At 46.1% G+C, this 25,811-nt stretch carries 25 protein-coding genes; 10 read left to right on the top strand and 15 right to left on the bottom strand.

From position 1 onward, the window contains the following. Positions 1 to 417 precede the first annotated feature (417 nt). Positions 418 to 2,187 (bottom strand): proline--tRNA ligase, encoded by a 1,770-nt coding sequence (locus RS891_RS06225; RefSeq protein WP_315794785.1) that lies wholly within the window; start codon positions 2,185 to 2,187, stop codon positions 418 to 420. Between the two features lie 415 nt (positions 2,188 to 2,602). Continuing rightward, on the bottom strand, positions 2,603 to 4,549 hold the full coding sequence (locus RS891_RS06220) for an FAD-dependent oxidoreductase (protein WP_315794784.1): 1,947 nt from the start codon (positions 4,547 to 4,549) through the stop codon (positions 2,603 to 2,605). A gap of 443 nt (positions 4,550 to 4,992) precedes the next feature. Between RS891_RS06220 and RS891_RS06215 the strand changes: the two genes are divergently transcribed. Further along, on the top strand, positions 4,993 to 5,664 hold the full coding sequence (locus RS891_RS06215) for a 3'-5' exonuclease (RefSeq protein WP_315794783.1): 672 nt from the start codon (positions 4,993 to 4,995) through the stop codon (positions 5,662 to 5,664). Between the two features lie 55 nt (positions 5,665 to 5,719). Here the strand turns inward: RS891_RS06215 and RS891_RS06210 are convergent, their stop codons facing one another. The 3 genes from RS891_RS06210 to RS891_RS06200 form a co-directional block, all read right to left on the bottom strand. Beyond that, positions 5,720 to 6,685, bottom strand: a complete 966-nt coding sequence (locus RS891_RS06210; RefSeq protein ID WP_315794782.1) for a helix-turn-helix transcriptional regulator — start codon at positions 6,683 to 6,685, stop codon at positions 5,720 to 5,722. A gap of 162 nt (positions 6,686 to 6,847) precedes the next feature. After that, positions 6,848 to 7,552 (bottom strand): hypothetical protein, encoded by a 705-nt coding sequence (locus tag RS891_RS06205; protein WP_146752093.1) that lies wholly within the window; start codon positions 7,550 to 7,552, stop codon positions 6,848 to 6,850. A gap of 207 nt (positions 7,553 to 7,759) precedes the next feature. Next, positions 7,760 to 7,927, bottom strand: coding sequence for a hypothetical protein (locus RS891_RS06200; protein WP_315794781.1), 168 nt, complete (start codon positions 7,925 to 7,927; stop codon positions 7,760 to 7,762). A gap of 340 nt (positions 7,928 to 8,267) precedes the next feature. Here RS891_RS06200 and RS891_RS06195 point away from each other — a divergent pair, with 340 nt between their 5' ends. The 6 genes from RS891_RS06195 (at position 8,268) to queF (ending at position 12,376) form a co-directional block, all read left to right on the top strand. Continuing rightward, positions 8,268 to 8,723 carry a hypothetical protein gene (locus tag RS891_RS06195; RefSeq protein ID WP_113051754.1) on the top strand — a complete coding sequence of 152 codons (456 nt, stop codon included), beginning with the start codon at positions 8,268 to 8,270 and terminating at the stop codon, positions 8,721 to 8,723. 18 nt (positions 8,724 to 8,741) lie between these two features. Next, complete coding sequence (locus tag RS891_RS06190) at positions 8,742 to 9,446, top strand: AIM24 family protein (RefSeq protein ID WP_063564567.1); 705 nt, start codon at positions 8,742 to 8,744, stop codon at positions 9,444 to 9,446. Positions 9,447 to 9,808: 362 nt separating this feature from the next. After that, complete coding sequence (queC, locus tag RS891_RS06185; protein ID WP_315796196.1) at positions 9,809 to 10,498, top strand: 7-cyano-7-deazaguanine synthase QueC; 690 nt, start codon at positions 9,809 to 9,811, stop codon at positions 10,496 to 10,498. Then, on the top strand, positions 10,495 to 10,986 hold the full coding sequence (gene queD / locus RS891_RS06180; RefSeq protein ID WP_063564568.1) for a 6-carboxytetrahydropterin synthase QueD: 492 nt from the start codon (positions 10,495 to 10,497) through the stop codon (positions 10,984 to 10,986). Before queC ends, queD begins: the two co-directional genes overlap by 4 nt. Continuing rightward, positions 10,979 to 11,731, top strand: coding sequence for a 7-carboxy-7-deazaguanine synthase QueE (gene queE, locus RS891_RS06175; protein WP_315794780.1), 753 nt, complete (start codon positions 10,979 to 10,981; stop codon positions 11,729 to 11,731). The genes queD and queE overlap by 8 nt, the downstream gene beginning before the upstream one ends. Before the next feature lie 153 nt (positions 11,732 to 11,884). Beyond that, positions 11,885 to 12,376, top strand: a complete 492-nt coding sequence (gene queF, locus RS891_RS06170) for a preQ(1) synthase (RefSeq protein ID WP_062323912.1) — start codon at positions 11,885 to 11,887, stop codon at positions 12,374 to 12,376. Positions 12,377 to 12,526: 150 nt separating this feature from the next. Here queF and RS891_RS06165 read toward each other — a convergent pair whose 3' ends face one another. Next, the gene (locus RS891_RS06165) at positions 12,527 to 12,739 is read right to left on the bottom strand and encodes a hypothetical protein (RefSeq protein WP_315794779.1); all 213 of its coding nucleotides are present in this window, start codon (positions 12,737 to 12,739) and stop codon (positions 12,527 to 12,529) included. A 216-nt stretch (positions 12,740 to 12,955) separates the two neighbouring features. Here RS891_RS06165 and RS891_RS06160 point away from each other — a divergent pair, with 216 nt between their 5' ends. Continuing rightward, positions 12,956 to 14,224 (top strand): MFS transporter, encoded by a 1,269-nt coding sequence (locus tag RS891_RS06160; RefSeq protein ID WP_113051914.1) that lies wholly within the window; start codon positions 12,956 to 12,958, stop codon positions 14,222 to 14,224. Positions 14,225 to 14,390: 166 nt separating this feature from the next. Here RS891_RS06160 and RS891_RS06155 read toward each other — a convergent pair whose 3' ends face one another. The 8 genes from RS891_RS06155 to RS891_RS06120 all read right to left on the bottom strand — a co-directional run bounded on the left by RS891_RS06155 (position 14,391) and on the right by RS891_RS06120 (position 23,233). Continuing rightward, the gene (locus RS891_RS06155) at positions 14,391 to 14,552 is read right to left on the bottom strand and encodes a hypothetical protein (RefSeq protein WP_315794778.1); all 162 of its coding nucleotides are present in this window, start codon (positions 14,550 to 14,552) and stop codon (positions 14,391 to 14,393) included. Between the two features lie 232 nt (positions 14,553 to 14,784). After that, positions 14,785 to 15,633, bottom strand: a complete 849-nt coding sequence (locus tag RS891_RS06150) for an EcsC family protein (protein ID WP_315794777.1) — start codon at positions 15,631 to 15,633, stop codon at positions 14,785 to 14,787. Positions 15,634 to 15,826: 193 nt separating this feature from the next. After that, positions 15,827 to 16,807: a glycoside hydrolase family 43 protein gene (locus RS891_RS06145; protein WP_315794776.1), complete on the bottom strand. Its 981-nt coding sequence runs from the start codon at positions 16,805 to 16,807 to the stop codon at positions 15,827 to 15,829. Positions 16,808 to 17,321: 514 nt separating this feature from the next. Further along, positions 17,322 to 18,743 (bottom strand): arabinan endo-1,5-alpha-L-arabinosidase, encoded by a 1,422-nt coding sequence (locus tag RS891_RS06140; RefSeq protein ID WP_315796194.1) that lies wholly within the window; start codon positions 18,741 to 18,743, stop codon positions 17,322 to 17,324. A 56-nt stretch (positions 18,744 to 18,799) separates the two neighbouring features. Further along, entirely contained in the window at positions 18,800 to 19,642 is an 843-nt protein-coding gene (locus RS891_RS06135) for a carbohydrate ABC transporter permease (protein WP_090894108.1), read from the bottom strand. A 26-nt stretch (positions 19,643 to 19,668) separates the two neighbouring features. Further along, positions 19,669 to 20,559, bottom strand: a complete 891-nt coding sequence (locus RS891_RS06130; protein WP_062324023.1) for a carbohydrate ABC transporter permease — start codon at positions 20,557 to 20,559, stop codon at positions 19,669 to 19,671. Between the two features lie 241 nt (positions 20,560 to 20,800). Next, complete coding sequence (locus tag RS891_RS06125; RefSeq protein ID WP_113054189.1) at positions 20,801 to 22,141, bottom strand: ABC transporter substrate-binding protein; 1,341 nt, start codon at positions 22,139 to 22,141, stop codon at positions 20,801 to 20,803. 132 nt (positions 22,142 to 22,273) lie between these two features. Continuing rightward, the gene (locus RS891_RS06120) at positions 22,274 to 23,233 is read right to left on the bottom strand and encodes an arabinan endo-1,5-alpha-L-arabinosidase AbnA (RefSeq protein WP_315796192.1); all 960 of its coding nucleotides are present in this window, start codon (positions 23,231 to 23,233) and stop codon (positions 22,274 to 22,276) included. A 351-nt stretch (positions 23,234 to 23,584) separates the two neighbouring features. On the opposite strand from RS891_RS06120, the gene RS891_RS06115 reads away from it, so the two are divergent. Beyond that, positions 23,585 to 24,502: an ArsR/SmtB family transcription factor gene (locus RS891_RS06115; RefSeq protein WP_076290172.1), complete on the top strand. Its 918-nt coding sequence runs from the start codon at positions 23,585 to 23,587 to the stop codon at positions 24,500 to 24,502. 299 nt (positions 24,503 to 24,801) lie between these two features. Further along, positions 24,802 to 25,329, top strand: coding sequence for an NAD(P)H-dependent oxidoreductase (locus RS891_RS06110; RefSeq protein ID WP_181586631.1), 528 nt, complete (start codon positions 24,802 to 24,804; stop codon positions 25,327 to 25,329). An 88-nt stretch (positions 25,330 to 25,417) separates the two neighbouring features. Here RS891_RS06110 and RS891_RS06105 read toward each other — a convergent pair whose 3' ends face one another. Next, positions 25,418 to 25,777 (bottom strand): winged helix-turn-helix transcriptional regulator, encoded by a 360-nt coding sequence (locus RS891_RS06105; protein WP_315794775.1) that lies wholly within the window; start codon positions 25,775 to 25,777, stop codon positions 25,418 to 25,420. Positions 25,778 to 25,811 lie beyond the last annotated feature (34 nt).

Raw genomic sequence — 25,811 nt, 5'->3', positions numbered from 1 at the left:
ATAAATCCCAGGGTTCACTTTGAGAAACCACTTTATTGCCTGTCTCCAACCTCGGACTATAGAAGAAATCCACATAATTGCCACTCTCATGCGGATTTTTCACATTTGAATCGACATACTTTTCGTCCATCTTTTGCATATTTGCACACGTATACGTAACGGGCACACCACATCTGAAGCTCTTATGAACAAACCGACTGTATACAGAATACAATTTTTCAAATTCTAGTTATTTGGTATGACAATACGCAAATAGTGTTGCATTCTTACATGACTATAGCCCTCTTTTTAATGCTTTAATCCGTTACATAATCACAAACATTTCTTATCGCATAATATCCGGACCTATTATACATCGGTCTATTATATAGAGACACGTAGCACGGTTTCATAAGGAAATAAGTTTTTAATTCCGGACTATAGTTGTTCCTTCACCTGACTTACAGCCTCTTGTGCCGACATACTGATTCGTTTGGATTCACCTCGTGCTGCAAGAACATGCGATCCAAATTCCACCTGTCCCTCGGCCGCACCTCGGCCAATAACAATCTGGACAGGCAATCCGATCAATTCCGAGTCCTTGAACTTCACCCCTGGCCGTTCATCCCGATCATCAATCAATACGCTGTATCCGGCATCTAATAGTTGTTGTTCCAGTTCCAGCGTGAGTTCGCGTTGCTGTTCATCTTTCCAGCTCATTGGGATCAGATGTATATGATAAGGTGCAATGGCTGCCGGCCAACGGATGCCATCCTCTCCGGCATATTGTTCAGCAATAGCGGCCATCAGACGAGACACACCAATACCGTAACAACCCATTACAGGTGCGCACTGCCGTCCATTGCGATCCAGGAAGGATGCTCCCATAGCGTCACTGTACTTGGTTCCCAACTTGAAGATATGCCCGACTTCTATTCCTTTTGTGAATACCAGCGATTCTCCACAGGTTGGGCAGCCGTCACCTTCAGCAGCGAAACGAATTCGATCTACTTTGTCCAAAGCAAAATCTTTACCTGGAACTACGTTGGAATAGTGCATATCAACTTCATTCGCGCCTGTAATGGCACGTTCCATTGCAGCTACATCCGCATCTACTACAATCGGCAGATCCAGTCCAATAGGACCCAGGAAACCTACAGTTAAATTCGGATGACTTGCAAGGGCTGTTTCATCAGCCAGAATCAGCTCCTCTGCACCCAATACCTGCTTCAGCGCAATATCATTCACTTCATGATCCCCACGAACAAGCGCAGCGACCAGTTGACCATCGGCCTGATAAAGCAATGTTTTGATTATGTGCTGAGCATCCACGCCCACAAATGCACTTAACTCATTGATTGTTCGTACACCTGGCGTTTGGATACGAACCAAGGTATCCCCTTCGGCATTCTCATCAGCTTGATCAACCGTTTCTAGCTCAGCAGAAGCTTCCGCTTGTCCTGAATTATTCACGGAAGATCCAGAAGTCTGATATCCCGCCTTCTCCAGATTTGCGGCATATCCACAATGTTTGCAGGTTACGATCGTATCTTCTCCCACATCAGCAAGTGCCATGAATTCGTGGGTTTCCCCCTGACCACCAATGGTGCCCGCATCAGCTTCCACTCGAATATATTCCAGTCCACAACGCTCCAAAATACGCGAATACGCCGTATTCATGGCCTGATAGGTGCGGTCCAACTCTTCCCAATCGGAAGCAAAAGAGTACGCATCCTTCATGATGAACTCCCGTCCCCGCAGTAACCCAAACCTTGGGCGACGTTCATCTCTGAATTTGGTTCCAATCTGGTAAAGTGTAAACGGCAGCTTCCGATAGGAATTAACCTCGTCACGAGCCAGTGCAGTCACAACCTCTTCATGAGTTGGACCCAGGGCGAATTCTCGTGCATGGCGATCCTTCAGACGCATCAACTCAGGGCCATACTGTGTATATCTTCCGGATTCTTCCCATAGCTCAGCAGGCTGCATGATTGGCAGCAATACTTCCTGACATCCTGCACGGTCCATTTCTTCCCGAACGATTCGTTCGACATTCAGCAAGATACGACGTCCTAAGGGCAGGTAACTATATATCCCTGCAGCAAGTTGGCGAATCATTCCTGAGCGCAGTAACCAGCGATGCCCAGTTGCATCTGCCTCTGCTGGTGCTTCACGTAATGTTGGAACAAGCATTTCACTTTGACGCATCTTGTCACACCCCTTATACTTTTAATCATTTTATTGTAAATCAGGTTGTAAACAGCAAAAAAACACATCCGTCAAGGGACGAATGTGTCGTGGTACCACCCTTATTTAACTGCACTTTGCTGGCTGACCTGCCATCAAAACATCAAGGCATTGGCCATAAACCGGTTCTCCGTTTGCAACCTATGCAACGTGAATGTGCAGTCCTTTAAGGCATAACGGGCCCATCCGGCGAAGGTTACAGGCCAGTTCAGGCCTTCTCCTTCGCAGCTCGCGAGGTAGGAATAACGAAACAGCAACAGAAACCTTGCACTAAGCGGTTTCCTCTCTGTAGAAGCTGGCTGACGTAATTATGTCCTCGTTGATCGCTGTTATCATTTTGATCAACATAGTGTATCTACAAGAAATTGTCAACCATTCACTCGAATACTACCCCCGAATAATATTCCACCACATCACGGATGAGCATGTACGCTTCTCCGTTCGTAAGCTCGTTTTTGTTTGCTATACCAGCAAGCGTTTTCTCACTTAAGAAGTTCTGCTTTTGCAATTGAGTAAGTGCCAATTCAGGTGTAGTTTCAGCTTCAGTAACTCCCATTGCCAAACATAGCATATACGCAGCCTGATCCAGAGTTAAAGGTAAAGCGGAAGCATTCTTCATACTCACAACAACTTTATCTGCACTGCCTGTATAAAAGGTTGGAAACATGGCTTGCAGTCTTTTCAATTTACTCAAGTAGCGTTCCGGATTCATAGCCGTATCCAGATCCCAACCATCATTATTATAATTACCTGAGGCCATGTACATACTCGCGGCTGCAAGTAACCCCCTATAATCCTTATGCTCCATGTACTCGGGCTTCTCAAAACTGTGCATCGATAGATCCATGCCCTGTTTCTCCAGCATCTTACGCAATTCGGCTGCACGCTCCTCAGAAGCTGAGATTTCCCTGAAGGACTCCTTATGCACATATGCCAGTTTGACCGCTGCTCCAGCAGCTTCTCCAGTAGCCATCCCCAGAGGGACGACCCTTGCGCTCCCATGTGGAATCGTGTCATAACTTGCTGCTCGTCCCACTACTAACAGACCATCAACTTTCAACGGAACAAGCGAACGGAAAGGCACGCCATATTGAACCGGACTCAGCATAATTGTGCCAGGATTGCCCACACTCGTACTCTGAATATCGATATCGTATGAACCATATCCAATAGCATCCCAATGATCACGATTCTCCATAACATCGGCAAGTGTCAGACGATACTCCCCATAGATGTGACGTGATTCCCTCACGTAGAGCTCATCCGCCGTTCCGGCATATTGAAGCCCTGCAAATTCCTCGTAATTTTTCTTCAAAAAATCAACGATCAAAGGTGCTTCCTTCCGCCCTATTTCCAACCCATCTTTCACTGATGCCGGATCCAGCGGATCTACTCCAAAGATCTGCATCGTATTGATCAGGATGGTATCATCGTTTTGTCTCCCAATGTTCAGACTGCGAATTTTGATGCGTTGCGGATCAGTCGATTCATATTTTCGCGCATCACCGTATCCCCAGGCACTCATTTTATCAACACCCGTACCTTCTCTTTCCCTGAACTTTTGCCATACTTCATCTGTAACACCACTTAGCTTAAATACGAGCGTAGAGACCATCTTGGACTTGCCATCTCCAATGTCCTGTCTTCCTATGGAATATGGAACCCCAGCAGCCGCCGCAATATCTGCATCCTGAGTAGCGTCAATGATTGAACGTGTTGCAATTTTTATAATGGTTCCATCTTCTTTGGTTATGTTCATTCCCATAATTGTAGTTTGCCCTCCCGAGACAGACTCAGTAATGGGCTCCAAATGTTTAACATTCATCAGAAGATCAATATTAGGTTCGGAATGAATCATTCGATAGAAAACGTTAGCCGCTGTATGGGTATCAAATGAACTGCCCTCAATCTGGTCAAACCATTCCTGGAAAATCCCTTTATTCAGAAAATCAGGCTGTCGAAGACTGCTCAACCATTGTGGCTGATTAGGGGAGTAATTCAAATCTAACGTATTAAGCCCCCCTTCGGTCATCAAACCTCCCAGCATGTTGCGATCTCTTGCTTCAACCAACAATACCCTCATCCCATTGCGGGCAGCAGATAACGCAGCCGTAATTCCCTCCGGATCAGTTCCAGCAACAATAACGTTATAAGAATCGGACAGCGTTGTGCTCGATTGGACAGTCTCCAATGGCTGCCATACATAATTATTATTGAATTTATAGTTCTTGTTCCAGATATAAAAGGCAGCATAAGCTACACTAAATAAAATAATAAATACAGCGACCGTAATTACTGTTACTTTCATTTTTTTGCTAACCAAAATAATTAATCCTCCACTATGTAATGTAAATTCATAAAAGCTATTAATGTATCACTAACTCGTATATTCTTCCAACAAAAAGCTATTACGCCCTCCTCTCTAACCATAAAAATATCCATAAAAAAAACACTCCCCAACGGTTTTCACCATGTCAGGAAATGTTGATTATATTGGCCTCATGTCATGATTAAGATCCTACGATTGTGCATAACAATGACAACAAAAACTTGGACTGCATCCTAACTTTATCCATTATAAAGACCCCTTTTTGCAATGTAAAGGCATAGTAAACCTATACACTTCATATAAAAAGAGACTTCAACACTCCCCAACGGTTTTTACTCACTCTCCATGAATTGCTGGGCGATGGCTGACATGGCCGTGCGTTCCCTGTAATATAGAGAAATAGAAACCATGTATTAATTGATAAAGGAGTTTGTCCTATGCCATATATTATTTATGATCTTGAATTCACGGTAAGTCGCAATACACGTTACTCTTCTGAAATTATAGATATAGGTGCCGTCAAAGTAACGGAAGGTGAGAACGGCCTGTTCGTGTCGGACACGTTCCATACTTATGTTCGTCCATCCAATAAATCGGTGCTGTCCGCCGATACGATTCAGTTTACGGGGATTACGCAGAAAGACATCGACGCAGCCCCTCTTTTTCCGGAAGCGCTGAATCAATTTATTGCCTGGATGGGGACTGAATCCTATTACATGTGCTCCTGGGGACCAGATGACCGCACCAAACTGCTCTCTCATTGTCGCACTCATCAGCTCGATGTAGCCTGGATCACCAACCACAATGATATTCAGCAGCAATGGTCACGCACAGTACGCAAGGAAGGAAAATTCCGTCAGCTTGGACTCGCTCAGGCTCTTGAACTGTGCGGTATTGAATTCGATGGCACCCAGCACCGCGCTTTGGATGATGCCATTAATACAGCCAAAGTATTCATACATCAATTTGATCAGTTCAAGTTGGAAACCAATTGCGCCGCAGATGATGAGGGCATCACATCCAAAGTGGTCTATTCCAGTAGTGTAGAAGATGACGAGAAAGATTCTCCTTTCGGTAACCTTGCACACCTGTTCAAGTCCAAAGAATAATGGAATACGACTGCATGTTGAACAAAGTCAGACCAGCCATGATCTGCATTGAAGTTCAGTTGTAGATCTCCTTCCAACGTTCCAGACGTTCTTTCATCATGAGACGGCATTTCTCGGGTTCCAGAATTTCGGCATCGGGTCCATATTGAGACAACCACGTTAGAAATCCTTCTTCATCACTCAATATGGCTTCAAACAACAACGTGCCCTCCGGTTCAATCGTCAAGATGGGGCGTGCAAAAAACTGCTCCTGCATGACACGCTCCACAGCGTGCGGTGAGAATCTGATTTTGAATGCAGTCCACTCCGTACTGCCGCTAAGTTCCTGTGGCGTACGGAAGTGAGATTGTAAAAGGTAATCATCTTTGCGGAACGTGCGTGGCAAAATCCGAACCCTGTACAAACGGTTCACTTGAAATATCCTCAGTTTCTCTGACAGGTGACAATACGCCAACAGATCAAATCGGTATTCACGAGGAATGAGACAGTAGGGGTCCATTCGTGCAATCCCTTTTTTACCTTGAAACAGATACTCTCCTTCAATAGTGTTCTGGGAAATTCCAGCCTGAAGCAAGGTCACCAGGGAATGATTCAGAAGTTCGGTACTTTCATTTTGCCAAGCAGAAGTACCCACCTTGAACAACCCGCTAATTTGCTCAGACCATTCCACTCGCTCTGTTTTGTTTTTCTGACTCGAAGCAACCACTTTCTCATACGCGCTCTCAAAAGCAGGCTTCAGCAACGGACGAATATTCTCCATGACTTCTGCCAGGTGCATAAAGGCTTGAGCTTCTTCATCAGACCAATTCAGCGGATACATAGCAAAATGGCTGATAAACATGTATCCTCTCCCGTGTCCCATATTGGCGATGGGGATATGCATTGCACTGAGGGCCTCCATGTCGCGGTATATCGTCCTTTCCGTTGTCTCGCACCGCTCGGCAAGCTCACGGGCCAGAATACCCGGCTTGGCCTGCACAAGAGTTATAATGCGCATTAATCGGATCAGTCGGTCTGTCATTTTGCCGGACCCTCCACGATGTTGTTTCAATAAATTCGATACAACTCCATCCATTTTTTTATTATTATGTTGTTTAGTACATTCGACTTATTCCTTGACTTCACCTTCAAAAATTTATGTAGAAACATTCCTTTCTGAACCAACATCCCTAGTTCTTTATCCCTATTCACCTAACATCGTTTTTCCACGATTATGAACCAAGGAATCAAAAGTAATCCCGTAATGGTGCCGAAGTTTCTCCACAATTTCGGCTTCCGCATAATAATCCAGATCCTGTTTACGTGCCGCTTCAATTAACAAAGCATCTGCGTGACGACGCAGCATGTCGCTGCCCTCTTGTGTACGACCTCTTTCATAAGCGCGCAAAGCTTGTTTAATCAGAGGAACTGTTTCATTTAATTTGATTGTCTTCTCTACCTTAGGATCTTCCGGCTGGCGCAGCATCCCCAGATGACTGGTGTACTGAATGTATAACTGTTCTCTGCGCAGCAGTACTCTCTGGCTTTGTTTCAATTTTCGCGTACTCCAATAAGCTGAACATACGGCACTTTTCCCCGATACACGAGGTCCCATGGCGAATTCGAGTAAAATTTGTTTACTCTCTCCCTTGTATACATCTCCAAGTCTTAGAACCCAACCGATATCCGTTTCTTTGGAACGACAACCGTAGATGCCTTTAAGCTTAATTCCGAATTCCGGTTTGAGCAAAAGTTCCAAGTCTCGCGACACAATTTTGGGTGCTATTTTCCTGAGTCTTTTGGCAGGGGCACCATTACGCCACTCTACCATCATATATACGGGGTCCGCTCCCCCTGTCGGTATGGCCTCTCTATTCCACGAATAAGATACTTCAAAGACTGAGTTCACTGGTAGTCTCTCCCCCGATTTATATGTATTATCTTCTAAGTTATCAGGGTAAATGGACACTATATTGTCACGGAACATATGTTCGCAGGAAATTTTTCCATAATATTAGTTTCTCGTCCCTAAATCCGTGTAATTACGACAATAAACGACGAAAAAGCCTGGCAGTATGCCAAGCTTTTAGACCACTTTTATATGACAAGTCCTAACTTAAATCGTAGAAGTATTCATTCCCAGTTTGTGTGAATTTTGTATAGAATCAGGTTCTGCGATTGGAGCATAAGTAATACTGTCGATAATCAATTCACGCCCGATTGGCTCACCATTTACAGTGATCATAATCGTTTTGGTTGTTGCAGCTTGTTTATTTGTGTACATACGTTTCTACTCCTTCGTATTCACGATCTTCATAAAAATCGGATATATTGTTTTCACTCATTAAATTACAAATTTCGTTAATATGAATAGCAAGCACCCGGATCTGAAGTAAAAGAGTGATGTCAGGACCGTCCGGAATGCCGCCCTGTCCTTCTATTACCCCGGCTCCCGTAAAATTAAACAGCTGTCCGCATGTATTGATTTATTCTCATATAGGGTAATTAAAACTACATCATCTTGAACCCATTGTCCTGGTTTTGACGTATAATGTAAGAGCCGTATTTCAACAAATGATGACGAAATCGGCAAACGATTATGTAACCGAAAGAAGGTGCCTTTCATGCCAAAATCCATTCAGGGTTATTTCATTCGGGTGTTATTCACCACATGTGTATTGTTTACTGTTTCTTTGACTTCAACAGTCAGTGCAGCAAATGCCAATATATTCTCCGATATCTATAGTGGATGGGAACGAGTCTCCGAACTTCCTGGAGAAGTGAACGCCTTGCAGGAAAGCTATAAACAGACGCTGGAGCAATTGAATCAGACTTCTGCCCAATTGGGACAAGCCCAGGCAAATGTCGAAGCATTCAAGGCACAGAACGAGTTGCTGCTGGCGCAAAACGAAAAACTGACTGACATGGTGAGCAAGCTGCAAAATGATCAGGATGCCAAAACGGCAACTGCCAAACGCATTCAAACGATGATTATCACAGCCGTTTCACTCATATTGGGATACTTTATTCTGATTCGGGTGATGCGCTGGGGAATGCGTCGCCGTTCAGGCCGAGTATAAAAGAACAGGAGCAACCGCATGCACATACACCTGAATAATGCCGAAGCTGGCGGAGCCGGACAAGTGGTCACGTTCTCGTTGATCCAGGACGACCGCCTTCATATTCTCCATCCCCAGCAAATTGTCGCTTTTCGCGGCCCAAGCAGCAGTCGGAATGATAAATTTATGAATATTTCGGGTATCTATCGTAAAAAAAAGCTCATCAAATCCGAAATTACCGGGCCTTGTCAATTTGTGGCCGCCCTGCCTCCCGGATTCACCATGAAGGAAGTTGAATTGAGCGAGAACAGTGATCTGCTGTACGACTTCCGCCACCTTTTCTTCTACTCTGACGGCGTCACGATGCACACCAAAATTCAGAAAATCAAAAACATGCTGATCACTCGGGATGCAGTGAAAATGAAATTTTCGGGCAAAGGCAAGATTGGATTGCTGACACAAGGTCAGGTCTGCCAGCAGGAATTGCACCCTACCGCACCACTGTACGTGGATGCAGGCAGTATTATCGCCTATCCCGAGAACGCGCAGCTTGAACTCACCGTATATGGGAACAACCTTGCCAGCCAGCATATGAACTATCATTGGAAGATGACAGGACATGGCTCTGTACTCTTTCAGGCAGGCCGTGAAAACCATAGACTGGAACAGGATATGAATGATGAAGGCTTATTTAAGCGCATTCTGAAGGAAGTCATTCCTTTTGGAAATGTATTAATCAAATGAGTCCAGATGACGTTATGCTCGGCGATAAATGGGTTCTCATGGAAAGCATGCTCGCCGTATTGGAAATGTGTTATACTGTACCGGACAATTGAAGAAGAAAATCCATGCCTATGGCATGGGAGAGGTTCGCGAACTCCCTCTATAAGACTCGACCTTTAATAAGGTTAGTAAGTCTTGCGTACATTATAGGTAACAGCGTACGTAAAAAACTAAGGACACTAGATCGTGCCTGCTTTTTTTTGAGCAGCATACGAGAAGGTGTGTTTTTTGATGGATGCCAGTTCATGAACTTCTCTGTTCTTCCGACACTCTGTGCCTATGTGCATGGATTGATCTTAAGAAGATGGAGAGGTTTTTTTATGTTGAACGAAGAAAAAGCAGTCGTTGTATTCAGCGGCGGTCAGGACAGTACAACTTGTTTGTTCTGGGCCAAACAGCAATTTGCTGAGGTTGAGGTAGTTACCTTCGATTACGGCCAGCGTCACAAGCTGGAGATTGAATGCGCCGCAGAGATCGCCCGCGATCTGGGTGTACAGCAAACGGTACTGGATATGAGTTTGTTAAACCAACTCGCGCCCAATGCTCTCACTCGTACGGATGTGGAGATTACGCATGAAGAAGGTGAACTACCGAGTACGTTCGTCGATGGGCGGAATTTGCTGTTCCTCAGTTTTGCAGCCATTATGGCGAAGCAAAAAGGGGCTCGTCACCTAGTCACAGGTGTATGCGAAACGGATTTCAGCGGTTACCCGGATTGTCGGGATTCCTTTGTGAAATCGATGAATGTAACGCTGAATCTGTCCATGGACTACCCGTTTGTTATTCACACCCCACTGATGTGGTTGGACAAAGCCCAAACATGGAAAATGGCGGATGAGCTTGGTGCCTTCGACTATGTGCGGGAGCGCACACTGACCTGTTATAACGGGATTATCGGCGATGGCTGCGGAGAATGTCCTGCCTGCAAACTGCGCAAAGCCGGACTAGATCGCTATCTGGAGCAACGCACTGATTCTGCTATAGTTGGAACTGCGGGAGCAGACGTACGATGAGAGAGCCCGGAACATTTCGTATTGTGGAACGATTGCAGCGGATTGGTGAAGACATCCTCCCTGCACAGCTTCGCTATCATCGTAAACGTGTACTTGTCAGCAAGGAGTTTACGTTTGACGCTGCGCATCATCTGCATTGTTATGAAGGCAAGTGCAAGAATTTGCACGGGCATACGTATAAAGTTGTTTTTGGCATTAGCGGTTACCCGGGTGAGACCGGACTGACGGTTGATTTTGGACATATCAAGGAGATATGGAAAACACAAATTGAAGGGTATCTGGATCATCAGTATTTGAACGAAACCCTTCCCCTCATGAACACAACTGCTGAAAATATGGTCGTCTGGTTGTTCGAGCAGATGGAACATGCCTTGCAGACCGAACCGTATGCCGCACTAACTGAGGGTGGTCGAACAGAGTTTGTCCGCTTATACGAGACGCCAACCAGTTACGCCGAGGCTAGACGGGAGTGGATGATCGATGAGTAGTGTGGAACAGAGCAAACAGGCTCGCATTCCTGTAATGGAAATTTTCGGTCCTACGGTTCAAGGTGAAGGCATGGTTATTGGGCAGAAAACGATGTTCGTCCGCACCGCGGGCTGTGATTATCGATGCTCCTGGTGTGATTCGGCCTTTACTTGGGACGGCAGCGGCAAGGATCTGATTCGGATGATTACGCCGGAGGACGTGTGGAACGAGCTGCGCCGCGTTGGCGGATCACGCTTCTCCCATGTGACCATCTCAGGTGGCAATCCTGCCCTGCTCGCTTCACTGGGCGGATTGGTTAAGCTGCTACGGGAGAACAGTATCCGCACCGCGGTAGAAACGCAGGGCTCCCGTTGGCAGCCTTGGCTGGCGGACATTGACGAAGTCACCGTCTCGCCCAAGCCACCCAGTTCAGGCATGAACACTGACTGGGCTGTGCTGGATGATCTGATCCAAAGATTGGCTGCTCGCCCGATGGAACGAAGCCACAGTCTGAAAATCGTGATTTTCGATGAAACAGACCTGGACTATGCCCGCCGTGTGCATGCACGGTATCCGGGCACGGATTTATTTTTGCAGACCGGGAACCCGGATGTCACTTCTGCCGATACGCCAGATCTGGCATCTTCGCTGCTTGCCCGTTATGAATGGCTGATTGATCAAGTTAGTGCATCCGATGATCTGAACGACGTTCGTGTGCTGCCACAGCTGCATACCCTTGTGTGGGGCAACAAGCGCGGCGTCTGATGGGCTATATGGGTGGAATGGGCGGCATGATGTAAGGATGAGAATGAATTGTCCTCAGTTAATGAAAGAAAAGAATTAGACAGGCAAAATCGCCTATTCATATATACCGCGAGGCTTCGGGCTTTGACGGAAACAAGGAGCGTTTAAGAACCGATGAGACAACCTGATGAAATGCAAGATCTAACATTACTGGGTAACCAGGGTGTAAAATATACGTTTGAATATGATCCGGGAATCCTGGAGAATTTTGATAACAAGCATCCGTACCGTGATTATTTTGTCAAATTCAACTGCCCGGAGTTCACCAGCCTGTGCCCGATTACGGGTCAGCCGGATTTTGCGACGATCTATATCAGCTACATTCCGGATGTGAAAATGGTGGAGAGCAAATCGCTCAAGCTGTACCTGTTCAGCTTCCGCAACCATGGTGATTTCCACGAGGATTGTGTGAATATCATCATGAACGACCTGATTAAGCTGATGGACCCACGCTATATTGAAGTATGGGGCAAATTCACGCCGCGCGGCGGCATTTCCATCGACCCGTACACCAACTACGGCAAACCAGGTACGAAATATGAGCAAATGGCTGAACACCGCATGATGAATCATGATATGTACCCGGAGACGATTGATAATCGTTAATTTGGCAGTTACATCAATTATGCTTTGTGCAAAATAAAATTATAGAACAAACAAAAGCCGAACTCTTCTATCCGAAGAAGTTCGGCTTTTGTTTTTTTGTATGCTATGGAACGTGAGCGTTAGCAATCAATCGTATGATTGGACTAACATTCAAGTACTATGATCTTCCTTCAGTTCTTTCACTTTTTTGATGTAATGTCTCAGCATAAGTACACCAATAGACTGAACAACCACAAAAAATCCGATAGCAAAGTACAGAGACGTAGAGGCAACATAGATAGTCAGAAAAGTCATGACTGCCATAAATAGAATGGTCATCGCCAAATTACGTTTGGCAAGAATATATGGCGATAGCGATCTCATATTGATCAGTCCTTTATCATTTCTGATTTAGTATACTTTAATAGTAGATTCTTTAAAGTATATCAATAGTTTACATTATAATGAAAAGGTTAATTTCACCTGTTCCCCTTGTCGACCTTTCAAATCTGTCCTATTATGTAACAATATGCTTAGGCACATCACATCATCAGGCGCTGATCCCTCGTGACCGCGACCAAAGGAGAACTGTTCATGTCCATGCAAAATTCATTATCCAAAGACGCCGCTGCGCGTTCGAAAGCTCCACCCGGATTGGATGCACAAGGTACCGTTTACCGGATCTTAATTGCCATCAGTCTGGTCCATTTGTTCAACGATTCAATCCAATCGGTCATTCCGGCTATTTTTCCGATTCTGAAAGACTCCATGCATCTCACGTATACACAGATCGGATGGATTTCGTTTGCTATTAACTTTACTGCGTCCATCATGCAGCCTGTTGTAGGCTGGTTTGCTGATAAAAAACCAACACCTTCCATTCTGCCCATCGGCATGGGCTTTACGTTCACCGGTATGCTTTTGCTTGCCTTCGCCGACAGTTATATGGCTGTCCTGATCTCCGTCATCTTTGTTGGTCTCGGTTCGGCGGCGTTCCATCCAGAGGGTTCACGGGTATCCCATATGGCCGCCGGGCCTCGTCGGGGTCTCGCTCAGTCAATCTTCCAGGTAGGTGGCAATGCAGGTCAGTCTCTGGCTCCATTGCTTACCAGATGGATTTTCATCCCGTTTGGGTTGTTCGGTGCCATCGGCTTCACGGGCATTGCTGCTGCGGGAATCGCGGTTCAAATTTATATCGCTCGCTGGTATGGACGCATGCTGCAATCGGGAGGATATTTGCGCAGACAGGCTGCAGCTCGTCGTGCTCCCAATCCAGCATTACGTAAAAAGATTGCTGCTGCCATAACCATTTTGATTCTGCTCGTCTTTGTCCGTTCGTGGTATGTCGCTTCAATCGGCAGCTTCTATGCGTTTAACCTGAAGGATACATTCAACTTGTCCACAGAGGACGCACAGATCTATATCTTCCTGTTCCTGGCGGCTGGGGCTCTTGGTACGTTCTTTGGCGGTCCACTGGCGGATCGCTTCGGTAAACGCAACATGATCTTCCTGTCGATGGCCGGAGCCGCTCCACTGGCGCTGCTGCTGCCTTATGCGAATCTGTTCTGGACAGCCGTGTTGCTGAGTATTATTGGGTTCATCATGTTGTCCAGCTTCTCGGTGACCGTTGTGTATGCACAAATGCTGATTCCCGGCAAAATTGGGACCGTCTCCGGCCTGATTACCGGTCTGGCATTTGGTATGGGCGGTCTGGGGGCACTCGTCCTGGGGAACTGGATCGACGTTTTCGGCGTATCTCCAGTTATGCAGATGTGCAGCTTCCTGCCACTGATCGGTATCTTCACCTTCCTGCTTCCATCGGATAAATTGCTGAACCGCTGGGCGGAAGAGAACGGGAGCGAAGATTAATTAATTTTTAATCTGACAGATTTAACAAGTTCATATGTTCGATGCTCAGCGAAACAAAATAGAGTTGTTAAAGCAGCTTTGTGAAATGTAAAACTCAGGTGGTTAATCCACCTCGAATGGTTACCTCTTCTTGCACCAACGGGATAAAGCCTTGTATGAATAGGCTTTATCCCGTTTTTGTGTTGTCAGCGGCAGCGTTAGCGTGAACCGTGCGGCGTCCTGCTTCATGACAAGCGTGATTAGCCAACAAGAGCTTTGGCAGCTGAGTCGAGCCTGCAAAAATAACCGAATTCAGTAGGATGACATGTGTGTAACGAATCCAGTGCACGTTATAGGCATCCTTTCTGGCAATCCGCCAATGTAACGAATCACAGACACTCTATTCCTTATGTTTAGTCTGATTTGGCATCGTTTTGCCTGATTATCATACAAATAGCGATAATGGGATTCCTTAGAGTCGGCGCAGCCTTCCATAATCCACAATAGAATGTCATAGATTCGTTAGCGTCAGAGTCATAGTCCAGCGGCTGTGTCCGTACAGCCCTTCTGGTTAATGGATCTTATTGTGAAAGGCGCTGAAGAATCAGGCGCTTTTTATACAACATTTTTCCGGCTTCGGCAACATCACGAATCGTATTTTTGTTGCTCACCGAACCGAATACCATACCGGCAATCGGAATGAGTTGGAACAGCTTTTTCCACCCAAACGATTCACTGTAGGAATTAAAAACCTCCCGCCAACCCTGCATTTGAGAGATAACCTCAACCTGCTTGTCCGGATTATCGTAATCGGCGAGTTCATCAATAATTGCTTTCTTGCCCACAATATCGGCGGAGGAGAATTGCAGACATTTGACGATAAATATGCGCTCTTGGGGTTCGTCAGGGTCGTATCCATAGCATAGCGCCATCTCCTGCAGCACCTTCAGGGAAAGCCCCATGACCATTGGAATATCTGCAGCAATCGTTACAATGCCACCGATACCTGTTGCAGCCCCTTGTGCAGCAGCAAACCTCGTTCGACTGTCCGTAATGTTATCAGCAGTGCGATCCAGCACTTCAAGCGGCAAGCCTTCCACACTGTGAATTTTCGTCGTATCTTTTGTCTCTCCATCCTGGTCTTCGTAAGAGATATCGGCCTTCATGGAATAACCGGATTTGATTGCTTCCTCTTGCAGCAGTTCCGCCACCTTCTTTTTCTGAACGAGAAATTTCCCGCCATTCTGCACATACTGACCGACTTCGTTCAGCGAGTCTCCTATTTTCTGTTTCAGCGCTTTGGGCATAACTTTATCCAGCATGGCAAATGGCAAACGTCCAATTTTGTCCCAAATAAACAAGTCCTTCTGCCCTTTTTCCCATTTTAAAATCTGTTCTAGCTCCCGGTCCAATGTCTCACGCGAATCCATATATGGCCTCCTAATATTATGTGTATAGTGAATTGTATACTCCTCATACGCAGAGGTTAGGGGATGGTTGCTTCTATGCTGTCTCTCGTATCCGTCTTCATGTCTCCCTTTTCAATGTGTACATAAGTAAAAGCCCCTATTCAGCATGGCTCGCTGACTAAGGGCTTACTATATTAAAACTTTAGAAGTATTATTATTTCGCTTCTGCCGCAGCATTCCCATCTGGAACAGGGACTCCAAAGTCAGGCGTGCCATCTTCGTTCCAGTGAATGACCTGTGCGCGGGCGTGACGATTTGGATCATAGAGAGGATCTCCCTCGATGTCCTTGTAGTTTCGCGCGTGATAGATCAGAATATCCGTTTTGCCGTCCGGTGATACCGTAAAGCTGTTATGACCCGGACCATACTGACCATTCGCTTCACACGTTTGGAATACTGGTTTTGGCGATTTCACCCAACTCGCTGGATCAAGCAAGTCGGCATCTTTATCCGCAGTAAGCAAACCCATACAATAATTATAGTCGGTCGCACTCGCAGAGTAACCAATGAAGATCCGCCCATTTCGATGCAACACTGCCGCCCCTTCGTTTACCTTGAAGCCGATGATCTCCCAGTCGTACTCTGGTGTTGCGATCATGACCTGTTCACCACGCAGTGTCCACGGATTTTCCATTTCGGAGATGTACAGGTTCGAGTTACCCACAATGTCCGGATCTTTCTGTGCCCAGACCAGATAACGAATTCCCTTATGCTCAAAAGTCGTTGCATCCAATGCAAATGTTTCCCAGCGCGTATGAATCTGTCCTTTCTCCACCCAATCACCTTCCAGTGGATTCGGAGAATCATTCTCCAACACATACATCCTGTGGTCGAAAAGGCCTTCATTCGTCTCGCTGGTATGAGCTGCTGCATAATATATGTACCATTTTCCATCGATAAAATGAATTTCAGGTGCCCATATGTTGGCACTCATCGGTCCTGTATCACGTTTGTGCCATGCCGTTACCGGCTCAGCATCTCTTAACTCTTCCAGCGTTTGTGCACGACGAATCTCAATCCGGTCAAAGGCTGGCACCGAAGCGGAGAAATAATAGTACCCATCGGTGTGACGGTACACCCACGGATCAGCACGTTGCTCCAGGATGGGATTGGTAAATGTAATGGAATCAGTCATGGGAATGCTCCCCTTTCAAATGTGTGTGTATGGCTCGGAGTGGAGATTTGGAAACCTTCGAGCGAAAAATGTAAAACCTATTGGTGGTGCACCGCGGACGCTCCGGGGGTGGTAGGGCCTTGTCGCTCTCTTGTCCTCCGATTTCTTTTCCCACCGCTCTTGGCGGTTGAAATCGGATGCCAAAGTCGCTCCTTCGGCTCCTTCCTCCCCCTGCGCTGCTTATGCACCTTGAAAGCAACAGCTTCGCTCTTTCCGCGCTCGCTGAACCAAATCCAAACTCCGAGCCATCGGTGTGGCTCTGTTTCTATGGGGTCGACCGCTTTGCTCGGTCGACTCTCCCCACAAAATGCATGACTGGCCGTATTTTCTCGGCCAGCTGCTGGTGCACCGCGGACGCTCCGGGGGTGGCAGGGCCTTGTCGCTCTCTTGTCCTCCCCCTGCGCTGCTTATGCACCTTGAAAGCAACAGCTTCGCACTTTCCGCGCTCGCTGAACCAAATCTAACTCCGGGCCTCTTATTTCTCTGCGGCGCTAATCTGCTTGCCCCAGACAGCAATGCCGCGGTCGCTCAGGCCAGTAACCACAAGTGCAGGCTGGCTTCGCTCCCAGTCCCAGGACGGGAGCAACTTCAGCTCTTCTGTGGAGGCTCCGCCCCACGGGCTTTCTTTCCACTCCAGCGTCAGTGTTTGTTTGCCGTCAAACGTCCATTTGCCTGAACCGTTTTCGCTTTTCAATTTGCCGTTGGCTTGCAAGGTGTAAGGCACTGCCTGTACCTGTCCGTCCACCGACGGATCAACAGCCAGACCTTCCCACTCCCCGGCAATCATCGACTTCGGTATGTCCTGTGTGTACTCCCCTGCATAACGTTCCGGTGATACAACAGGCCAGCCGTCCTTGGTCCACAGCATTTTACGTACATGCAAATACGGCCAGTTTTTATCCGTCTCGCCTCTCGCATGATGCACGATATAATAATCGTCACCATCTTTAAGAACCGAGTTATGTCCTGGTGCAACCCAGCCCTCACCTTCGGTGAAGCGATAGCCACCCAGAATTTTGGTTCCTACTTCGTATTGAGGCAGATGCTCCGTATCCAGCATGTTCATGCCATTTACATCCGTATAGGGGCCTGTAATGGAATCAGCGCGGGCTACACGCACGTTATAATCTTCGAATAAAGAATCATATGAGACGAATAGATAATACTTTTTAAATTCCGGGTTATAGACAATATATGGCCCCTCCACCGCACCTTCTTCCGTAGCACGATCACGGGCAGCAATGCGGGTACCATACCCCTCTTCCTTGAACTTTCCGGTTTTCGGATCAAGAGGCGCAATATATATCCCGTCGAAAAAAGAACCGTATACCATCCATGAATTGCCTTCGGCATCCAAGACTGGATTGGCATCAATGGCATTCAACTTATCCTTTTCATTCTCGGATGTTTTAACAACCAATCCTTCATCTGTCCAAGGACCTTCCGGGGACGGGGATGTCTGCAAACCGATGGCCGACCGCGTGCTGCCAAAGGTCGAAGCCGAATAATACATTCGGTAGGTATCACCAACCTGAATCACATCCGGTGCCCACAGGTTAACTGCACCTGTCCAATCAAGCGCTTCCTTTGGGATACCTGGCAATGCTTGACCTACCCATTTCCAGTTAATTAAATCATCCGATTTGCGTACCATGACGCCCGGTTTCGCTTCCCCTGCTACACGAACGTCTGTGGAATAGACGTAATATCCCTGATCTGTTTTGATAATAGCCGGATCATGCGCATTGTTCACCGTCCAACGGGATTCGTCGTCCAGAATGGAGGTGTCATACAATTGAGTATCTTGGGGAGCATCCGGAAAGACCGGCGGGGAAACTGATTCCCCTGCTCCATCTCCAGAACAGCCTGTAGCCCCAACCAGCAGCATAAGCAACATGGAAGCAACAACTCCTTTTCCTGAATTCGTCCACCCGCGGAATATTCTCCGCTGATTCATCCTTTCACTCCAGAGATCGCTACCGATTCAATAATCTGTTTCTGGAAGATCAGGAAGATGATCAACACCGGCAGCAGCGCAACAATGGACGCCGCCATAATAAGCGGGTAATCCGTCTGGATCGCATACGTGGCATTGAAGTTCGCAATAACGAGCTGCAAGGTCTGTTTCTCAGGTGAATTCAGATAAATAATCGGTGCCAGATAATCATTCCAGATACCCATGAACCAGAGAATCAGTTGAGCTGCAATCGCTGGTTTAATGAGCGGGAACGTAATGCTGGAGTACAGTCGGAAATAGGAGCTGCCATCAATTTTCGCTGCTTCAATAATGGCATCAGGTACACTAAGCAGGTATTGACGAAGGAAGAAGATCATAACGACGTTCCCAAATAATCCGGGAACGATAAGCGGCAAGAGCGTGTCCACCCAGCCCAACTTGGAGAACATGATGAATTGCGGAATCATGACTGTCGGATACGGAATCATCATCGATGCGAGCAATGCAAGAAACAGTTTGTTTTTATGCGGAAATCTCAATTTGGCAAAAGCAAAGGCAGCGATACTCGACGTAAACGTCCCGACAACGGTAACACTGATCGCCACGATCAAGCTGTTTTTGATCCCGCTGAGTAACGGACCTGCTTCCCAGATTTCCTTATACTTTCCGAATTGGAACACTTCAGGTATCCACACGGGCGGAAGTGCGAACACATCCTGCTTCTCCTTCACAGAAGTGGACAACATCCAGATCAGTGGTGCAATCATCGCAATAGCACCAAGTGCCAAAACGATAAAAATGATAGAGTTCGTTAGTTTCCTCTTTTGACTGTAAGACATCTCCGGTTCACTCCTTTCCTAGACCATTAATCCCCATCATAGGCTGATTTTTCGTTCATTTTGAACTGCACCAAGGTAATGACAAAAATGAAAATACCAAGAATCATGGCCATCGCAGAGGCATAACCCATTTGCAGGTTACTGAATGCTTTCTGCCAGATGTAGAAGACAATCGATGCGGATGAATATTCAGGACCACCCGTAGGCGTCATAATGTTCATTTCAGTGAAGATTTGGGAACCACCAATAATATTCGTAACAACGAGGAAAAAGGTAACCGGCTTCACCATCGGCCAGGTGATGTTGCGAAAAATCTGGAACCCGTTCGCTCCATCAAGCTCAGCCGCTTCGTAATATGTACGTGATACACTTTGCAGTGCAGCCAGATACAATAACATCGTATAACCCAGACCTTTCCACACCGTCATAATAATCAGGGCCGGTTTAACCGTATCTTTGTTTGCGAGCCAGTTAGGGCCTTCAATACCGAACAGATCAAGGAATTGGTTCACTAATCCGTAATCCCCGTTGTACGCCCAGTTCCACATGATGGACACCGCTGCGAGGGAAGAAATGACCGGAATATAATAGATCACACGGAACGTTGTAGTGCCGGGAATTTTACGATTCAGACCCATCGCCAGCAGCAATGCAAGCAACAAACCAATCGGGATACCCAGCATCAGATAAAAGGTGTTGAACATCGCTTTGTAAAACAGATCATCCGTGAGCAAATCCTTAAAATTGGCTAAACCGATAAAGTTCATCTGTCCCAAGCCATCCCAATCCGTAAACGAACCGTACAAGGAATATAGGAAAGGGAACAGAACAAAGATCAGCAAACCAAGAACCGGAGGCAAAATAAACAAATATCCGTACAGCCTCTCTTTGCGATACAAACTAGATTTTGTAATCACTGCGCTCACCCCTGTTTCTAATATCAGCATGTTGCATGAATCGATACACGCCTGCTTGCTCGATCAATTCATGCAACATACCCGTATGGAATCCAAAATGATGCCAGCAGCGTGATAGCAGGCTGCTGGCACCGCCTTTTTTTGAACACGGAATCTATTACTCTATCCATTTGGTGGGCTGCTTCTCTCTAGAACCTACCCTTCAATCTTTTCAGTCACACTTCAGCATGTTGCAAAATACTTATTTCTGAGATTTTTTCTCTTGCTCTACTGCTTTGTCCAACAGTTTCTGCATTTTTGGCTGTTGCTGCTTCACATATTCTGCGGCTGTAATCTTGCCATCCAGTACGGGCTGGATATCAGTGAAGAACAGGTCATACCATTCCGCATTGTACGTGTAGTTCCCTGGAAGCGCGCGACCGTAATCCTCTACGATATCAATGAATTCCTGTTTGTTGGCTGGTTTCGTTGAAGTATCCTTGGCCCACTCGTCAGCCATATCAAGCAGATTCGGGATTTGCACTTTGGCATCAACCAACTGCTGCATGCCTTCTTTGGAAGCGGTGAGGTAATTCACCAATGCTGCAGCTTCTTCCGGATGTTTCGTTTTGGCCGATACACCGATACCGAGTGAACCGATCCACGTTGCGGATTTACCCGTAGAGCCTGCAGGGAAAGGCAGCAAATCATATTCGAAAGGCAGTTTCTCAAATGTACTCATATCCCACGGACCTACCGGGAAGAAAGCCATTTCTCCTTTCATCCAACGTTGGTACGTATCCAATGTTTGCGCTTCCTCAATGGAAGGCGTGATTTTGTATTTGTTTTGCATGTCTGCAAAGAATTGCAGTGCTTCCGCAAATTTCGGATCATCAATGGTTACCTTTGTTTTGCTGTCATCCAACCAGTCTGCACCATTGCTCCATACAAAGGACTGCAGCGCCCATTGTACGTTGAAGCCTGTACCAAACACGTCCGGTTTACCGTCTCCATTCGTATCCTTGGTTGCTTGTTGGTTGACCTTGATGAATTCGTCCCATGTGTAAGGCTTGTCCTTATCAGGGAAAGGGATGCCCTCTTTTTCGAATAATGTCTTGTTATATCCGAGTGCGAACGGACCCAGATCTTTCGGCATGCCGTAGAGATCGCCCTGACCTGCCATTTTGCCATCATAACGGTACAGATCCACACCATATTTCCAGATGTTATCCAGATCTACGTCCGCATTATTTTCAATGTAAGGTGTCAGGTTCATTAGCACATTGCTGTTCACATAGGCTTTCACATCACCAGGGTTAAAATAAAATACGTCCGGCAAGCTGTTGCCTGTAATGGCAGCTCTCAATTTTGTCGCATATTGATCTGCAGCTGTTACGATAATTTTGACTTTGACACCTGGATGCTCTTCTTCAAACTTTTTAACAACGGCTTGATATGCCTTTTGTTCATCTGTGCCACCACGGAACATGAATGTCAATTCCTTGTCCCCGCTTGATCCGCTGCTTCCTCCGCAGCCCGCAAACACGAGTGCACTTACCAGCATTAAAAGCATAAGTGTGACCAATCTTTTTTTCTTTACCATCTGAACCCCTCCTGATCTGGATTTGTAACCGTATTCAATTCAGTAAAATAAGATTTCTGTTGTTAAATTTATCAAATCCAGATCACTTTAGTCAATACTTTGTTAAAACATTTTATATTTATTTAAAACAAACTAGTAGGTTGGCCAGCCGCTGGAATCCCACAGCAGGTCGTTGATTAGCAGCTTCGGATTGCCATTATCATCAGCATCATAGGCGTGGCGCGCAATCACATTACCGTTATACACATCCTGACCGCCCGGTCCCTTCCATTTGACATTCCCCGAATCCAATAGGGTTCCGCCACCATTCAACATGTTCACACCGTTTTTGTCCACATACGGTCCTGTGATACTTGTCGAACGTCCATAGACCATTTTGTACGTGCTATTTACGCCCTGGCAGCAGGAATCAATGGAGGCAAACAAGTAATAATAACCGTTACGGTACACAATACTTGGTGCTTCGATGGCCCCGCCATTATTCGGACGCGCCGCAATGGAGGATATGCTTCCGGTCGGTTTCATTGTGTTTTTGTCGAGTTTCACAATCTTCAGACCGCTCCAGAAAGAACCGAAAGCCAGCCACGGGTTGCCTGAAGCATCGATGACCAGATTCGGATCAATAGCGTTATAATCGTTGGCGGTTGTGGTTTGAAGTACTAACCCCTCATCCTTCCACTGACCTGCTCCAATGCTGGTTGCAGACGCAAGCCCGATCGCAGATCTGTTGGAGCCAAAGGTAGAGATGGAATAATACAGCCACACTTTTCCGTTGTACTGCTCCACGTCAGGCGCCCATACATCCAGACCGCTCTGTCCCGGAACGGCAGAGGCCCACCAGGAGGGCTTGCTCAGAAAAATCTGCGGAACACGATACCAGGAGGAGCCGTTATCTGATTTCAGGACCTGAATGCCAGGACCTGTTGAGAAGGTATACCATGAGTTTCCTTCTTTGATGATGGATGGATCGTGGACGGCAATATCTCCGCTCAGATTCCAAAATGCCGCGAATGCCCGGGACTGACCCGCCAATAGCAAAACAAGTACAAGTAGTGCAGGTAATGCCCAACGTTTCTTCCTGAATCCTGTCATTCCTTTGAACTTTTCCAAATCGAATCCACCTCTCCTGATCAAATAGTTAATTTGGTTCATGAAGTATTAAATCAATTTAGGTATACTAGGATTATAAAAGCGGTTACATCACATTTCAATGGTATATTTCAAATATATATGAAATGATTTAAGTTATTTTCTAAAGTAAATATTCATCAATTTATGAATATTACGCCCATTTATGCTATGTATATAAGGGATTTGGCTTCCTTTACTCCGCCCTTCCCTTCCATCGGGTAATCATTTATAATTATCTAAAACAAACCATATAAATGTGCAAAAGCCTGGGTCAGCAGGGCTTTGTTCAGAACGTGGAAAGGAAAACCACCTATGATTTATATTAAAGATCTGATGTCTGGCGTTAATATTTTCAAGGCACTCAGTTCGGAAATTCGGATCCAGATCATTGAACTGCTTGCCAAGAACCAGAGTCTTAACCTCAATGATCTCGCAACCAAACTGGGGCTCAGCAATGGCGCCATTACAATGCATATTAAGAAATTGGAAGAAAGCGGTCTGATTGAGATCAATACTGCGGTTGGTAAACATGGAATTCAGAAGATATGTTATCTCAATGAGGAAAAATTAATGGTGGACCTGCGTTCACAGGAGATTTATAACCGATACGAGGTTGAAATTCAGGTAGGGCATTATAGCGATTATCAGGCAGCTCCTACATGTGGTCTCGCTACCCGGGACAGCATTGTCGGTGAGTTCGATGATCCACGTTACTTTGCTGATCCACTCCGTATTGATGCGGAGATGATTTGGCTAGCCGAAGGTTATCTCGAATATCGAATTCCCAACTACCTTAAGCCCAACCAAACGTTCAGCGAAATCCAGTTGTCCATGGAATTGGGTTCGGAGGCACCAGGTTTTTGCGACAACTACCCTTCGGATATTTATTTCTACGTTAACGGCATCGAGATTGGTTGTTGGACGAGCCCAGGAGATTTTGGTAATACCCGTGGTACGTTCAATCCGGACTGGTGGCCGCCGCATCTGAATCAATACGGGATGCTGAAACTGATCCGTATCACCCAAGAGGGCAGCTATATTGATGGATGCCGCATCTCCGATGTAACTCTGGACGAGATTGGCCTGGATTACAAAAGCGATATCCACTTTCGAATTGCTGTAACGGACGGACCAGTGAACAAACGCGGATTGACGATCTTTGGCAAAAATTTCGGCAATTATGGTCAGAATCTGCTTGCCCGTGTGCTCTATAATGTGCAAGAGGAATAATGACTCCATTACGAACACACCACGTTTATAACTTAAAAATTAATAAACAGCCGCCAAGCATTAATCTGGCGGCTATACTCCTTTCTATGACTTAACCTTCCCGAGACGCTCTGCATGTTCCCATAACCCCCTGCCACACCTCATATCCATGACCGTTTGGAGTGCCTCAAAGGAACATACAAAACGACCGGTGGTGCTTACCTTAAGGTAAGTACCTGTACTAAAAGTGCATACTTACATCCTGGCAATTCTCCCTTTATACTCAAGAAACATTATAGCTTAGAGAGGAAGAATTCATTTTGAAAACACTTGTCATCGTAGCACATCCCAACCCGGAAACGTCGGTCATCAACAAACGATGGATAGAAGAACTCCAACAATATCCAGAAAAATATACGGTACATGAACTTTATAAAGTTTACCCTGATGGACATATTGATGTGCAGCAAGAACAGCAGCTCATTGAAAGTCATGACCATCTTGTGTTGCAATTTCCGTTCTATTGGTTCAGCAGCCCACCTCTTCTTAAACAATGGCTGGATGAAGTTTTTACGTATGGCTGGGCTTACGGCTCCAAGGGGGACAAATTGCAGCAACGCAAAGTCGCTTTGGCCGTATCTGCCGGAATCAAAGAGGCGGATTACACGGAAGAGGGCAAATATCGTTATACCCTTGGACAACTGCTAACGCCTTTTGAGACGACTTTCTATTACTGCGATGCCGATTATCGGCCATTCTTTGCCTTCTACGGGGCAGAACATGAACCTACAGCAGATGAATTGGAACAAAGCGCACATAACTATTTACGTTTCATGGAGAACTTCTAAAGCCCACTCAGAGCAGATCAAAAAAGCAGTATCTCCAATTTTCAGGAGATACTGCTTTTTGCTTTTTTAATCTCTCACAACCTGACCGTTAGCATTGTATTAACCCTGGGGCAGACGCCATATTGGCTTCTCCCCAATCACACATCATATCTAACAGTGGCATTATTGATTTTCCTCGTTCCGACAATGAATATTCAACTTTGGGCGGAATTTGGGGATATTCTTTGCGTAGAATCAGATCATGTTCCTCTAACTCCTTAAGCATGACGCTCAATGTTTTGTAAGAAATGGTACCAATGCTTCTCTTCAGCTCATTATGCCTCATCACTTTGTTTTCGGACAGCCAATATAGAATAACCATTTTATATTTACCGCTTACCAGGGACAGCGTATATCCAAAGCCGGTATCTTTTAGTGCCACTCCAGTTGGAACACAGGTTTCTCTCACACTCACCCCTCCTTCATTCGTTCATCACACCACA

The organism is Paenibacillus sp. BIC5C1 (assembly GCF_032399705.1).
GTDB classification, from domain to species: domain Bacteria; phylum Bacillota; class Bacilli; order Paenibacillales; family Paenibacillaceae; genus Paenibacillus; species Paenibacillus taichungensis_A.
Note: the sequence above shows the minus strand (reverse complement) of the source record. Positions and strands in the feature narration are given on the sequence as shown.